At 61.1% G+C, this 13,394-nt stretch carries 13 protein-coding genes; 5 read left to right on the plus strand and 8 right to left on the minus strand.

The annotated features are described in order from the left end of the window. Positions 1–29 precede the first annotated feature (29 nt). The 7 genes from EMO90_RS06170 to EMO90_RS06200 all read right to left on the minus strand — a co-directional run bounded on the left by EMO90_RS06170 (position 30) and on the right by EMO90_RS06200 (position 5,603). Positions 30–596 (minus strand): DUF4411 family protein, encoded by a 567-nt coding sequence (locus EMO90_RS06170; RefSeq protein ID WP_150355059.1) that lies wholly within the window; start codon positions 594–596, stop codon positions 30–32. After that, complete coding sequence (locus EMO90_RS06175; protein WP_150355060.1) at positions 593–1,762, minus strand: ImmA/IrrE family metallo-endopeptidase; 1,170 nt, start codon at positions 1,760–1,762, stop codon at positions 593–595. The genes EMO90_RS06170 and EMO90_RS06175 overlap by 4 nt, the downstream gene beginning before the upstream one ends. A gap of 154 nt (positions 1,763–1,916) precedes the next feature. Further along, positions 1,917–2,288, minus strand: a complete 372-nt coding sequence (locus tag EMO90_RS06180) for a helix-turn-helix domain-containing protein (protein WP_150355061.1) — start codon at positions 2,286–2,288, stop codon at positions 1,917–1,919. A 263-nt stretch (positions 2,289–2,551) separates the two neighbouring features. Beyond that, positions 2,552–2,902, minus strand: coding sequence for a type II toxin-antitoxin system PemK/MazF family toxin (locus EMO90_RS06185; RefSeq protein WP_150355062.1), 351 nt, complete (start codon positions 2,900–2,902; stop codon positions 2,552–2,554). 21 nt (positions 2,903–2,923) lie between these two features. Continuing rightward, complete coding sequence (locus tag EMO90_RS06190) at positions 2,924–3,187, minus strand: hypothetical protein (protein ID WP_150355063.1); 264 nt, start codon at positions 3,185–3,187, stop codon at positions 2,924–2,926. Between the two features lie 132 nt (positions 3,188–3,319). After that, the gene (locus EMO90_RS06195; protein WP_150355064.1) at positions 3,320–3,511 is read right to left on the minus strand and encodes a hypothetical protein; all 192 of its coding nucleotides are present in this window, start codon (positions 3,509–3,511) and stop codon (positions 3,320–3,322) included. Between the two features lie 919 nt (positions 3,512–4,430). Next, positions 4,431–5,603, minus strand: coding sequence for an ATP-binding protein (locus tag EMO90_RS06200; protein ID WP_150355065.1), 1,173 nt, complete (start codon positions 5,601–5,603; stop codon positions 4,431–4,433). Between the two features lie 496 nt (positions 5,604–6,099). Here EMO90_RS06200 and EMO90_RS06205 point away from each other — a divergent pair, with 496 nt between their 5' ends. The 4 genes from EMO90_RS06205 (at position 6,100) to EMO90_RS06220 (ending at position 10,947) form a co-directional block, all read left to right on the plus strand. Beyond that, a complete protein-coding gene (locus EMO90_RS06205; RefSeq protein ID WP_150355066.1) occupies positions 6,100–7,404 on the plus strand; it encodes a HipA family kinase in 1,305 nt (434 codons plus the stop codon). 47 nt (positions 7,405–7,451) lie between these two features. Then, complete coding sequence (locus EMO90_RS06210; RefSeq protein ID WP_150355067.1) at positions 7,452–9,884, plus strand: ATP-dependent DNA helicase RecG; 2,433 nt, start codon at positions 7,452–7,454, stop codon at positions 9,882–9,884. Between the two features lie 215 nt (positions 9,885–10,099). After that, positions 10,100–10,690 carry a 16S rRNA (guanine(966)-N(2))-methyltransferase RsmD gene (gene rsmD / locus EMO90_RS06215; protein ID WP_263390671.1) on the plus strand — a complete coding sequence of 197 codons (591 nt, stop codon included), beginning with the start codon at positions 10,100–10,102 and terminating at the stop codon, positions 10,688–10,690. A 41-nt stretch (positions 10,691–10,731) separates the two neighbouring features. Beyond that, positions 10,732–10,947 carry a hypothetical protein gene (locus EMO90_RS06220; protein WP_150355069.1) on the plus strand — a complete coding sequence of 72 codons (216 nt, stop codon included), beginning with the start codon at positions 10,732–10,734 and terminating at the stop codon, positions 10,945–10,947. An 82-nt stretch (positions 10,948–11,029) separates the two neighbouring features. Here EMO90_RS06220 and EMO90_RS06225 read toward each other — a convergent pair whose 3' ends face one another. Further along, complete coding sequence (locus EMO90_RS06225) at positions 11,030–11,848, minus strand: aldo/keto reductase (RefSeq protein WP_150355070.1); 819 nt, start codon at positions 11,846–11,848, stop codon at positions 11,030–11,032. Positions 11,849–12,191: 343 nt separating this feature from the next. Between EMO90_RS06225 and EMO90_RS06230 the strand changes: the two genes are divergently transcribed. Continuing rightward, the gene (locus EMO90_RS06230) at positions 12,192–12,974 is read left to right on the plus strand and encodes a mechanosensitive ion channel family protein (protein WP_190972123.1); all 783 of its coding nucleotides are present in this window, start codon (positions 12,192–12,194) and stop codon (positions 12,972–12,974) included. Positions 12,975–13,394 lie beyond the last annotated feature (420 nt).

Below are 13,394 nucleotides of genomic sequence, written 5' to 3' on the forward strand. Positions count from 1 at the left end.
GCCTGGCGTTTCGCGGGTCTATGCGCACATCAGAATGTTGGCTGAACAGGATATGGCAGAGAAATAAGCTCACCGCTGGCATCGTAGAATTCGCGCAAATTCATCGTCCGCACCCCCATTGCGGCAGCCACATCAGGAATCTTGGGCTCCTTCTTCAATGGGTTACTACGAACAGGCTGTACAGCCTTCTCATTGGTGACAATCGTTGCCCCATCAACCATTGCGGCCGCAATGAGCCAAGGGTCAGCTTTGGATTCCGGCAACCACTGGCGATACGAATCTTCACGATAAAGCCCACATGTGACCAGATAATCCTGAATCCGCGCATAAGCCGCGCCTACTTCATCGGTTTTATGGGAAAACTGCCTGTCCTCGAACAAATTCAACGCCCATAGGGCCAACTCGTCACGATTACCTTTGCTGTCTTTCTGCGTTATTTCTCTAAACACAGTGTCAAGAATCCGAATCTTGCCGTTCAACGCCATGCGTTCCAACCATCTCCAGAACGGGTGGAACTCCTTGTAAGCAAATGGATGATGGACACGACAGGAGTTGATGAAAATATCCGAGTCGGGCAGGAACACCTCTTCACTCATTGATCCAAGCCTTTCGCTTTCAGCAACCCGTCATAGGCATGCATGGACTTTACTCCCAGCAATGTCAGTCCGTCGGAATAAGGCAAGCTTCCCCGATCGACTCCATCACGGATCATGCGCACAAACCTCGTGTCCAAGTGAGACGCGTTCGTCAGGTTTTGATCGCCTCCGGAACCGGCCTTAGCCCCTATTACACGCACATCGCTTGCAGCGCGCACCAAGTTTACGGCCTTGTCACCAACTATCCCGAGCCTGTGCGCATGAATCGTCAATGCCAGAGCACTGAGACCATATCGCTTCGCGCAGTCATTGGCAATCTCGCATACGGAAGCACCGCCCGTTGCTATCTTTTCCCAATACTCCCGAAACTCGGCATCATCATCCACGACCGATAAAACGACGGCTTGATTGATCCGACGTTCGATCTCACCGTCATCAGCAGTGAGAAAAAGATCGTTGTAAACTTCGTTGGTTCCAAGCAGCACATGACCGATCTCATGCAACAAGGAAAACAGCATAGCCGCATAGGAATCATTACGGTTAATGAAGATCAGCGGCGCGACATCATCCAACAGCACGAAGGCACGAAATTCTCGCACATCCAGCCGACGGGCATTGGACGTACCCGCTTTGGAATCAACCATCACCATCAGACCAGCATCAGATGCCTTTTCTCTAAGGAAACGAAATCGTTCAGCATTGCGCTTATGCCGGCACCATCCAGCATCCAGAGACAGCCCCTCGCGCAAGCGCAACGCCATTTCATCGGCAGTCGCCCGGGAGGAGACGCTGCCAACCAACAGGTTATTGCCAAATCCCTGTGCGAGCATCTCGTCATGCGCCCAATTCTGACGGTTCCGCATGATCGCAATCGTGTCCTTGAGATTTCGGCTTGCATCAACGGCATGATTGTCGATCGTGCGATACCGAATCAATTCATCTTCGTGGGCTTCCGGGACCACGGAACGCACCAGCGCGCCGAATGGCATTTGCAGCGCAGAGCCAAGCGCGGTCAATTTGGAAAAAGACAAACTGAATGGATCAACCGCGTTCAGCCATTGCGGGAAATCGGACAGGCCTTCTTTGCGAGCCACGGCCGCCGGATCCGCACCACTCTGACTAACAGCCCACCGGAGCGTGGCCGGATGAACCATAATGGACGCCATCGCCACACCCCCTCGCGAAAGGATAAACCATCACAACGCACAATATGGGCTGCACAGCCCCATATTTGACTTACGATACACATGGTACACGGCTGCTTGGAGTTCATAATCCGGTTCTATCCGGAATGCACCAAGCATCAGAGCCACTTCCGCATCACCGCCGCCCATCATATGGCTGCTCGACCGCAGGAAGAGCACGGCGGGCGAACTCGCCCATGCGCGGGACCGAGAAGGCGACCTGACCATAGCCGGCCGGGTAAATCAGGCCTTCCTCGATCAGGGAAGTGCGGGCGCTGGAGGCGGCACCTTTGCTACGGAACCGTTTGGCCACGTCGGCGGTGCGCACCGGGCCATCGGGACAAACCCTGATCCAGCGTGCGCAAAGCATCAGGTGACAATACAGGTAAATACATTTGGATATCTTCAGATAGTTCCAGATAACTTCAGATACTTTGGCAAAGTGTCCATTGGTTGCAGCATTTCGCGGGCGGCATTTCGCGGGCAGCATTTCGCGTGCGGACGGCAAACGAATTACCCTTCCGAGGGCGGATTTTGGGCTGCGCCGGAAGCTACTTGCCCTTCCGAGGGCACTTCGCGGAGCCGAAAACGGGCTTGAGCGCCTCAAAATGGCCATAATTAGGCGCCTGAATCGATGAATATGGTATGGACTCTGCCCTCGGAAGGTCAAGTAGGTGTTCATGGAGCCTCATATCCGCCCTCGGAAGAGGAAGTAGGAACTCAGCGGGACTTGGGACCGCCCATGCGGCGAATAAATAGAGCCACACTTAATCAGAATGGCTTAACCACCACGCCATCATTATGCATATGATGAAGCATTTCAACAACCCGCATGGCATCATGCGGAGTCAAACGACCCCATTTCGGTTCTTCCCAATCGACGTCCGATTCATCAACAGCCATCATCTTGTCGCATCGCACTGCGCTGGGCAGACGCAGACCAGCCTCATGCCAGTCATCCAATATCACATCATATTCGGCTTGACGCTTAACGTCTTTAGTAACTCTCAGCATCAATGCAAAAGCCTTGCCGCCACGTTCCTGAATCACCAGCGCAGGACACACGGTGTATTTCTTAGGATTCTCTTCGAACCGGAACCGCACGAGCCAAATCTCAAACAGCCGAGGTTCGAAAAATGCTCATCAGTCATCCAAAAAATCCTTCGGCCACACATGCTCGCCAGTGGCTTCATCTACTTTGGGCCGAACGACGTCAAATTTGTCGACATCGAGTTCAAACACCGGGTAGCCAGCTGCATCCACGGGCACACCACCAAGCTGTGTCGCCGCGCTCCCCGCGGCGAATCCAGCCAAATACGCATTAATCAGATCCGTGACATGCAACCCATTACGACGTGCCGCAGCCTCAGCCTCCGCGTACGCCGGAAGACTCTCCATACTTGTCATAGCGCGCTACCTTTCCAGATCCTTGCAACCAGCGTATACCATCACCAACCCATTGTGACGCAGTAAAAGTCCGCTGGAAACATGGGGTCGTACACTCGGCGAGCCAATCAAGCGACTTTGGCCATCCCGCCGTCAGGCAAACAGCGGGACATTGCCCAGCAGGAAATCCTCCAACGGCGTTTCATGCGATCCGATGACCATAGTGGCGGTGCCGGGATACTCGGCGCAGAACGCATCAAGTCCGTTGAGCCGACGAATCCGCCCGCTCTTGACCAATGACATACTTAACGACAGAACCTGCTTTCCGGAAAATTGCTCAGTCATTGAGTATTTTTGCTCAGAGTATTTTTGCTCAGTGACTGAGCAAAAGTCGGGAGCGCCGCTCGAAACACGACGGAACACGGCGACGCCAAGGCCAACCTACGTTGTTCTTGCGCGTTCTACGCGACTTTGCGGCGCGAATCAGGTGCGGACGGATCCTAAATCCGATTAGTGCGGTTGATTTCCGAGGATAGGGTGGATAGACAAATCCAGAAACCCAGCAATTCCGCCGATTTCCCGCTGATGCTATCCGGCCGGGACGGGAAAACAACCGCACAAATCGGATTTATAGGACGTAGTCTGGCCGCAACCCACCTAATCGCCCGCCGGCAACTGTCGCCAGCATAAGCAAGCAACCACGCCAGCAGGACGAGCTCAAGTTCAGGCCGGCGACAGTACCACGGCAACCACATTGTTGGCGATCGGCCTACGCGCCACAGGAGTTTGCGGTCGCCTTTGCCAGCATAGCGACGTGCTCAAACCTTAGAAACGTGCAAAATGGGGGTCATTTATAACTTTAGAAACGTGTAATTGATAGGAGTCTTGAAACCTTAGAAACGTGTAATCATGCGGTCGCACGGGCGAGGAATACACGGGCATGGAATACGTGGTGTCGCCGCCCCCGATGCGAGTCGCGGGGAAGTGACGGTTCCTGCCGCTGTACATGTCGTTCTGCCTGTGAAAAGCCAGACATGCGGCCGTCGCACGGAGAATTGTCACCAACCTACGTTGTTCTTGCGCGTTCTACGCGACTTTGCGGCGCAAATCGGGTACGGACGCATTCCGGCCGGATCCTAAATCCGAGTTGTGCATGCCCCTCCCGGGACCAAGCGGATAACAGGCTGGTAGAAACCATGAAAATCCGCCGATTTTCCGAAGGCTATACCCGGCAAAGCCGATATCGAGCATGCACAACTCGGATTTACGGGACGTAGTCGGTCTGCGCGTCCACAGCATTCCCCTTGCTTCGCAGATAATCCCCGAAATGCGGCACCGTAAACTCGATCAGACCACGGCCGGCAGGACGAATCATACGCTCTCCGATCAGAATGCTGCGATACTTGTTCACCCAGCTACGACTCCGGCCCGCACGATCCGCAATGTCCGCAGTCCGGGAGGGTGAGGGACCATCCTGCGCCATGCATGCCAGAAAAAGACGCCCGGAGGGATCCACCCCATCGAGCGCGGGGGTACACACCGCATCCCCGAACGCAAGCACCGCATCCCTCATGCCGTTTTCCACATCCTCCGGCCCGATGACATCGGAGCGACGCCGTTGCGCGGACTGCCACATGTAATAGCCGACCAGCTGCACCATATATGGGTAGCCATTGGTTTCGCGCGCGGCCGTCATCGCGTCATCCTCGCCAATGGTCTTTCCTGAGTCACGAACCGTTTCGAGGAAGGCGTTTTTCACATCGGGAATCAACGCGTTCTCCAGTTCACGCCGCATGGCACGGCGCAGAAACGTAGTCACTTCGTTATTGACCAGTTCGTTGAGCATATGAGGCAAACCGGCGAAAACGATCGCGACGCCCTTCTTGTCCGCATCCGGCACATCGGTCTCATCGATGCTCGCTGTGACATGCTGAACGGCAGTGGCGATGGACACGAGATCAGCCTCGGAAGCGGCCTGCGTCTCATCGATGGTGATGACAATGCCTCGCCCCTTCCCGATCTTCCGGCTTTCAAGCCGTTTCAGCAAAGCGTTGCGAAGGGTGAAGGGCTCCACCGCCGACTGGAAATGGGCTTGCCCCAAGCTGGCGGTGGCAACGCCCGGAATGCCGATCGACGGGTTCAGACTGGCCTGATCCATGTGGATGTCGGAAGGGGACAGCGCGGCAATCAGTCGATCCACGAGTCCTTCGGACGCGGTTTCGGCGATCGTCTCCCAGTGACGGGCTGCGGCAATTCGGCGGAATTCGGTGAGTAGCACGGTTTTGCCGAATCCACGTTGCCCGGTGATCAGCATGATCCTGCCAGGCGCGCCGGCACCGTTGTCCAGCGCCTCGGCGAAATCCTCGATCAGCCCGTCTCGACCGATGAGGATTGGAGGCATCTTGCCCGCGGTGGGTTTGAACGGATTCGCCGCCACGTCAACTCCTTAATTCGAACGCTATTCGCGCACCATTCGCACGCCATAACTTATACACGAAAATATACCAAAGTACACGAATGTACACGGTTGTGCACGGTCGCGTTTGCCGTCAGGGACATCAGTCTGAACGGCAAATCCCGCCAATCTACGTTGTTCTTGCGCATTCTACGCGACTTTGCGGCGCAAAACAGATTCGGCCGGATCATAAAACCGATTAGTGCGGTTGATTTCCCTGGATAGGGCGGAAAGACAAATCCAGAAACCCAGCAATTCCGCCGATTTCCCACTGATGTTATCCAGCCGGGACGGGAAAAACAACCACACAAATCGGATTTATGGGACGTAGTCTGGCCGCAACCTGCCCACACAGCCCATTGCCAGCCCATTTTCCCTCACTACCAGCCCATTGCCAGCCCATTGAAGCCCCCGCCCGGCACCTCCGTACATACAATGAGATGGACAGCAACGCGGACGAATGGTTCAGGAGGCACCAATGACCGATTATGTGCTGCGCCTCTACGACACTCCCCTGTTGGAGTTCAACGCCTCCTACGGAGAGGGGCTGCTCGCCGGCAAAGTCGAGGCGCACGTCCGCTGGTTCGACGAATCGAAGCGCGCACTGCTGCCGTTCCCCATGGCGCCCAACCCCGACGACGCGAAGCTCACGACGTGGCTGGAACGACGAACCATCCCGAAGAACCGCGAATTCGCCGCGCAGATTCTGGCGCAGGCCGGACTCAAGGTTTCGGACATACTCGGCATCATCGACCTGTGCAAGGGCCTGTCCGTCAACGATTCCTACTGGGTTGAGCGCAGCGGCGAGGACCTCAGATTCGCGGACATCAACCTGTACGGGAATCCTCTGGATGAAACGCTCGCCATCGTCGCCTACACCGGCTACACATCGAGCGAGAAGCACGCCATTGGACTGTCCAGCGAATGGACGACCGACGGCCAGTTCCCCAAGGCGTGGCGTCATTCCGCGCACGGCCTTGAGCTCTGGAAGGCCGGCTCGGAGGGGCATGCGAATGCCGGATTGGAGCCATACTCCGAATATCTGGCCTCGCAGCTGGCTCGAAAACTGGGCGTTCGCGCGGTTGGCTACCGCCTGGCTCGCTGGAAGGGCAAGCTCGCTTCGGTGTGCCCGGTCATGAACACGGAGGATGTGTCGTTCGTGCCATTCTATGCAGCCACGCAATTGGCGACGTTCCCGGAGATCCTGGCGGCGGCACGCGCGGTGTCAGGCGAGGCGTTCGAGGCGATGCGCACGATGCTCGTGTTCGACGCGCTCATCGTCAATCAGGATCGTCACGCCAACAACCACGGATTCCTGCGGGACAATCACACCGGCCGGATACTCGGCCCGGCCCCGCTGTTCGACCACAACATGGCACTGTTCAAGAACGATATGCGCTCCGATTGGGCATCCGGAGCATGGACGCCGAACGTGCTTGACGAACGCCAGCCGTCGAACGCGCGCATGACGTTCCGTGATCAGTGCGCTGTGATCATGGGCGCCGAACAGCATGACATGTTGCGCAAGGCGCTCGGCATCGCGCTGGAGAACGACCGGACGTATCCGCTGGAAGACGGGCGAATCGAGGCGCTGAACGACTATCTGCACGCCGCCGCGCGATCATTGCTCGAACTGCCGGTGGTGGATGAGTCGCGGCTGTCCGAGCAACTTGACGCCTTGGCGCCCGCCGTCGAGGATGCGCCGGTGATTCTCAACGAGCGGTTGCTGGCCGGCAAGATGACCAGCAAAATGACCGGCAAAATGACCGGCAAAATGGAGTGAACCCGGACCGCCCGGAGAAAACGCGGGCACGGGGTAGGATGAGGGGCATGAGTGTTTCGCTGGATACCGCCGTGTCGTCGCTGACGACGAACAAGCGGCGTGTGGGCGCACTCAAGTCGTTGGGAGTGGTCACGGTGCGTGACGCGCTCACGTATTACCCGTTCCGCGTGACCGATCCGGTGCCCGCGCGGCCCATCCGCGAGGCGAGGATCGGCATGCCGATCGCGTTCGCGGCCACCGTGCAGGCGCTCAGGGTGGTGCCGATGAACGCGCGGAGGGGCTTCAGGCTGCAGGCTGTGGTGGCGGACGACAGCGGGACCGCCGCGCAGCTGGTGTTCTTCTCGTACAAGAAGCAGTACGTCGATTGGGTGAGCATGCGACTGCGTCAGGGCGCGCGCGTGGTGATCGCCGGCGTGCCCAGCGAGTTCAACGGGCAGCTGCAGTTCACGCATCCGGAGATCCTGACGATCGCGCCGGTTCCCGCCCCGCAGCCGGGCCCCGGACTGCCTGGCACCGAGCCGGATCCGTGGCAGCCCGATCCGTGGCAGCCGAGCCCCGAACCGCTGCCGCCCGTGCAACCGTCGTCGCTCAAATTCGACGCCGATTCCGAGGAACAGGCCCTGCGCCGCGTGTGCCGCCCTCGCCCGGTATACCACGCCACGAGCCGGATTTCATCGGAGCACATCCACGAGTCGATCATGGGCTTCCTGGATGCGCTGGACGATCATGCGATCCCGGACATTCTGCCCGAGTCGGTGCGAGCGGCGGGCGGATACCTGCATCGGGCGGAGGCCTTCCGCGCGGTGCACGATCCGGACACCACCGACGACTTCCGCCGAGCCATCGACACGCTGCGCTACGAGGAGGCGTTCGTCAGCCAGACCGCGCTGGTCCGCACCCGCCACAGCACGCATCAGATCAAGGCGCACAACTGCGCGGCGGGCGGGCCGCTGGTGGAGCGGTTCATCGGGTCGCTGCCATTCGAGTTGACCGGCGGGCAGCGCGCGGTGATCGACGACGTGACCGCGGACATGCAGCGCGATTGGCCGATGCAGCGCCTGCTGCAGGGCGAAGTGGGATCGGGCAAGACCGTGGTGGCCGTGGCCGCGATGCTGCAGGCCGCCGGGGCCGGACATCAGGCCGTGCTGGTCGCGCCCACGCAGGTGCTGGCCGAGCAGCACGCGGAGACGATCGGGAAGATGGTCGCGAAGATCGGGGCAGGGGCTGGCCCTGATTCCGGAGGCGCTGAGCCCGCCGCCACGACCGGCGAAATCCCCGCTGGCGAGATTCCCGTAGTCCTGCTGACCGGCGGCATGAAGCTCGCTGCCCGCCGCCGGGCCCTCGCCACCATCGCGTCCGGGACCCCGTGCATCGTGGTGGCCACGCATGCCGCGTTTTCCAAGACATTCCAGGCGCCCGACCTCGCGCTCGTGGTGATCGACGAGCAGCACCGGTTCGGCGTGGAACAGCGCGAAACCCTGCGCCATCGCTACGATGTGGCCCCGCACCTGCTGGTCATGACCGCCACGCCCATCCCCCGCACGGCCGCGATGACATGGTTCGGCGATCTGGACCTCTCGTGGCTCACCGAGCTGCCCGGCGGCCGCAAGCCGATCCGCACGATCGTGGTGCCCGAGGCGGACGCCGGCACGATGGGTCGCATGTTCGCGCACATCCGGTCGCGCGTGGACGCCGGGGAACGCGCGTACATCGTCTGCGCGCGCATTGACGCCGATGATGATCCGGCCGCGGAGGGCGGTTCCGGTTCGGCGGGCGGGCATGGCCCGGGCCGGGGCTTGGAGGATCGGGGCTACGATGCGATCGACATGTTCGACGAGCCCGATGGCGACGAATCGACGCCCAAGCCGCCGCTGCATTCGGTGACGGAGATCGCCGATCGTCTGGCCGCGCTCCCCCAGTTCCGCGGGCTCACGCTGGCCACGCTGACCGGGCGCGACGACGATGAGACCAAGACCCGCGTGATGGCCGAGTTCGCGGACGGCACGACGCCGATACTGGTGGCGACCACGGTGATCGAGGTGGGAGTGGACGTGCCGCAAGCCAGCTGCATCGTGATCTTCGACGCCGATCGGTTCGGACTGTCACAGCTGCACCAGCTGCGCGGGCGCGTGGGCCGCGGCGGCACGAACTCATGGGCGTTCCTGATCTCGCGCGCCGAGCCCGATTCGATTGCAGCGCAGCGGCTCGCGGTGATCCAGGGCACGCTCGATGGTGCCGAAATCGCGCAGGCCGATCTGGAGTTGCGCGGGGCCGGCGATGTGCTGGGCGACGCGCAGTCGGGCGGCAAGTCGAGTCTGAAGTTGCTGCGCGTGATCAAGGACGCGAAGCTGATCGAGCGGGCGCGCGCCGATGCCAAGCGCGTGCTGGAGGCCGATCCGGAGCTGGCGCACGAGCCGCAGCTGGCCGGGGCGGTGCTCGACTTCACACGCGGCAACGGGGAATTCCTCACCTCGACGTGATGCGACTTGGTGTGAAATGGCGAAGGATTCTTCGACTACGCCCTAGCGGGCTCCGCTCAGGATGACGTAAAAGGTCCCCCTCCGTCATCCTGAGCGCAGCGCAGCGGAGTCGAAGGATCCTTTGTCATTTCGCACTGATCTTGTGCACGTAATTAAGGATCCTTCGACTACGCTCAGGATGACGAAAGAGAGCACCGCCCCCACCGCACGCTAGAGTGGTATCCATGCGCGTGATTTCAGGACAATTCAAAGGATTGCAGCTGCCGGCCGCCAAAACCGGCACGCGGCCCACAACCGACCGCACCAAGGAGGCGATCTTCTCGCACCTCGACTCGTGGGGCGTGATCGGAGACGCGCGCGTGCTCGACCTGTACGCGGGCACCGGGGCGCTGGGCATCGAGGCGCTGTCCCGGGGAGCGCGCGAGCTGGTGGCGGTGGAATCGGCGGGACCGGCGGCCGCGCTGCTGGGCAAGACCTTCGCCGCGCTGAAATCCTCCCGCGCATGGCGGCCGGATATGGGCGCGCGGGTGCTGCGGACCAAGGCGGAATCGTTCGCCGCGGGGTTCGCCGGCGAGGGGTTCGATCTGATCTTCATCGACCCGCCGTACGCAGTGGAGACGTCGGCGTGCAACGATCTACTGACCTCGATCGTGACGCAGGGCGTGGCCGCACCGAACGCGATCATCATGTTCGAGCGATCGACCCGCTCCGAGCCGCTGACCGCGCCGGAGGGCTGGGAGATCACCCAGTCGCGAGACTACGGCGAGACCGCGGTCGTGTACATCGAGCGGGCCGAGCAGGCATAGGCTAGGGTTAAATCATCGTCAAACGCAATCGAGGTAGGACAATGAGCGGTTCGGACATCGGCATGATCGTGCTGTGCGTGGTGCTGGCCCTGTGGGGCGCGGCGCTGCTGTTTTCGGCGGACTGGGTGTGGCGCATCGCGTGCAAAATCACCGGCACCTATTCGGACCCGAGCCGCGGAACGCTGCTGTTCGCGCGCATCTGCGGCTTTGTGCTGTTCGTGTTCGGCATCGGCGCCGTGGTCATGAAGGTGCTGTAGGGCGCGCGTCCCGATCGCAAGCGGCCGGGTGGGACTGTGCGATACAGTCCCGAGATCACAGCCCACGATCACAGTCCCGCGATCACAGCCAGTCGAGCGGCGGTTTCACACTGGGCGCGGGGAACCGGCGGTCCAGCGCGGCGAGATCGGACGGCGTAAGTTCGATCCCCGCGGCCTCCACGTTGAGCCGCATGTGCTCCGGGGTGCCGGCCTTGGGAATCGCCACGGTCCGACTGTCGCGCATCACCCATGCGAGCAGGATCTGCGCGGGCGTGGCGTGGTGCCGGCGCGCGATCTCGCCAAGCGTGCCATCATTCATGAGCCCGTATGCGAGCCGGCCGCCCTGCGCGAGCGGACAGTACGCCATCATCGCCACATTGTGCGCGTCCATCCAAGGCTTGAGCGCCAGCTCCGCACCGCGCGACTCCAAGTGGTAGAGCACCTGGTTGGCCACGCAGGCATCGCCGCCGGGCACGCGCCACAGCTGTTCCATGTCGTCCACATCGAAGTTGGACACGCCCCACTGGCGGATCAGCCCGTCGGCGCGCAGGGATTCCATGCACGCGACGGTCTCGGCCAGCGGCACCGATCCGGGCCAGTGCAGCAGGTACAGATCCAGATGATCCACGCCCAGTCGCTTGAGCGACGCCTCGCAGCTTTTGCGCATATGGGAGCGGCCAGCGTGCGACGGCATCACCTTGCTCACGATAAACAGCCCGTCGCGGTCCACACCGCGGATCGCCTCGCCCACCAGCGTCTCCGTGGCGCCGTCCGCGTACAGTTCGGCGGTGTCGATCAGCGTGAGTCCCAGGTCCAGCCCCTCGCGGATCGCCGCGATCTCGCTGTCCCGAAGTGCCGGATTTTCCGCCATATGCCAGGTGCCCATCCCCAATACCGGCATTGCGGCGCTGTTTCGTAACGATACGGTTCCGATTGATGCAGTCACGTTCCTACCCCCTTTATCATCGTCGATTGGAGCGTTTCAACAGTTACCACTGTAAACGCGGGTATCTACCCCGCATGTTTCCAGCGAGTCGGGCGGGTTGCGGGGGGATGGGATGGAGGGGACGGAGGGGTGGGGACGCTCCGTCATTCTGAGCGCAAAGTTAAGGATCCTTCGACTCCGCCCTGACGGGCTCCGCTCAGGATGACGAAAAGCCCCACGTCATCCTGAGCGAAGCGCGGAGCGCGAAGCCGAAGGATCCTTGGCCATTGCGCATCGATCGACCGCTAGGATGGCGGGTATGGAACGCATTTTTGACTGGCTGCTGGCCAACTCCGGCAAAATCATCTTCCTCATCATCGTGCTCATTGTGGCCGCGGTGGCCTCGCGGCTGATCAAGCGCGGCACCATGCGCCTGCTGGACAAGACCGACGTGCCCAGCGCATCGATCTTCGCGAACATCTTGCGCGTGGTGGTCTGGGTGATCGCCACCTGTATGGTGCTGCAACCGGTGTTCGGCATCAACCCGAGCACGATCATCACCGCCCTTGGCGTCGGCGGCGTTGCGATCTCACTGGGTCTGAAGGACACGATCGCGAACGTGATCGGCGGCTTCGGCCTGATGCTGGGCAAGGTGATCCAGCCGGGCGACGAGGTGACGATCGCCGGAGCCACCGGCACGGTCAAGGACATCACGTGGCGGCATACCGTGGTCCGCGAGCGCGGCGGCAACGAGCTGATCATCCCCAACTCGGTGCTCAACACCAAGGAGCTCAAGAAGATGCCCGCATCCAACGAGTCGCTGGTGACTGTGCCGTTCACGGCCCGCGCGGGGGTGGATACCGATGCGGTGACCGCGCGGATCGTGGCCGAGGTGAGTGCCGCGACGGCCGATATGCAGCTCGACGGCACCAAGCCGCTGGTGAAGTTCACCGGCTTTTCGCCGTACGGCATGGAGGGTCAGGTCTGGGCGTTCGCGAAGCCGGGCGTCTTCCAGTCGACGATGCGCGACACGATCGTGCGCACGCTGGCGGGGTCTGATTTCCTGGAGCAGGGTGCCATGGGGGACGCCGAGGAGGCGTGACTGGGAGTGCGCTTGTGACCGGGCACGCGACATGGCGTGTGACAGGGAGCGCGCCCATGACTGAGCGTGCGGCGTGACAAGACGTGCGACTGGGAACAAACCGTGACCAGGGGTGCGCACTGTGACATGGCGTGTGACCGGGAGTGCGCTTGTGACCGGGCGTGTGACTGGGGGCGTGCGCCGTGACATGGCGTGTGACCCGGCGTGCACTTGTGACCGGGCGTGTGACATGGTGTGCCCATGCCCGGTCACGGCGACTTAAAAACGTTGAAATAAAGCCATTTTGCAAGGGGTGTGACTGGGAGCGCCCACACCGGGTCACAGCCGGACACCCCCGGTCACACGCCGGGTCACAATGCACCCCCGGTCACACACCAAGTCACGCTCCCCCTGTCACGGCGCACACCAAGTCACACACCA

Origin of the sequence: Bifidobacterium vespertilionis (genome assembly GCF_008698145.1) — a bacterium.
GTDB lineage: Bacteria > Actinomycetota > Actinomycetes > Actinomycetales > Bifidobacteriaceae > Bifidobacterium > Bifidobacterium vespertilionis.

Excerpts from the sequence above, each read along its gene's own strand:
- EMO90_RS06230 (WP_190972123.1), top strand. The coding sequence starts at position 12,192 with ATGGAACGCATTTTTGACTGGCTGCTGGCCAACTCCGGCAAAATCATC.
- EMO90_RS06190 (WP_150355063.1), bottom strand. The coding sequence starts at position 3,187 with ATGACAAGTATGGAGAGTCTTCCGGCGTACGCGGAGGCTGAGGCTGCG.
- EMO90_RS06170 (WP_150355059.1), bottom strand. The coding sequence starts at position 596 with ATGAGTGAAGAGGTGTTCCTGCCCGACTCGGATATTTTCATCAACTCC.
- EMO90_RS06225 (WP_150355070.1), bottom strand. The coding sequence starts at position 11,848 with ATGCCGGTATTGGGGATGGGCACCTGGCATATGGCGGAAAATCCGGCA.
- EMO90_RS06205 (WP_150355066.1), top strand. The coding sequence starts at position 6,100 with ATGACCGATTATGTGCTGCGCCTCTACGACACTCCCCTGTTGGAGTTC.
- EMO90_RS06195 (WP_150355064.1), bottom strand. The coding sequence starts at position 3,511 with ATGACTGAGCAATTTTCCGGAAAGCAGGTTCTGTCGTTAAGTATGTCA.
- EMO90_RS06175 (WP_150355060.1), bottom strand. The coding sequence starts at position 1,762 with ATGGCGTCCATTATGGTTCATCCGGCCACGCTCCGGTGGGCTGTTAGT.
- EMO90_RS06220 (WP_150355069.1), top strand. The coding sequence starts at position 10,732 with ATGAGCGGTTCGGACATCGGCATGATCGTGCTGTGCGTGGTGCTGGCC.
- EMO90_RS06210 (WP_150355067.1), top strand. The coding sequence starts at position 7,452 with ATGAGTGTTTCGCTGGATACCGCCGTGTCGTCGCTGACGACGAACAAG.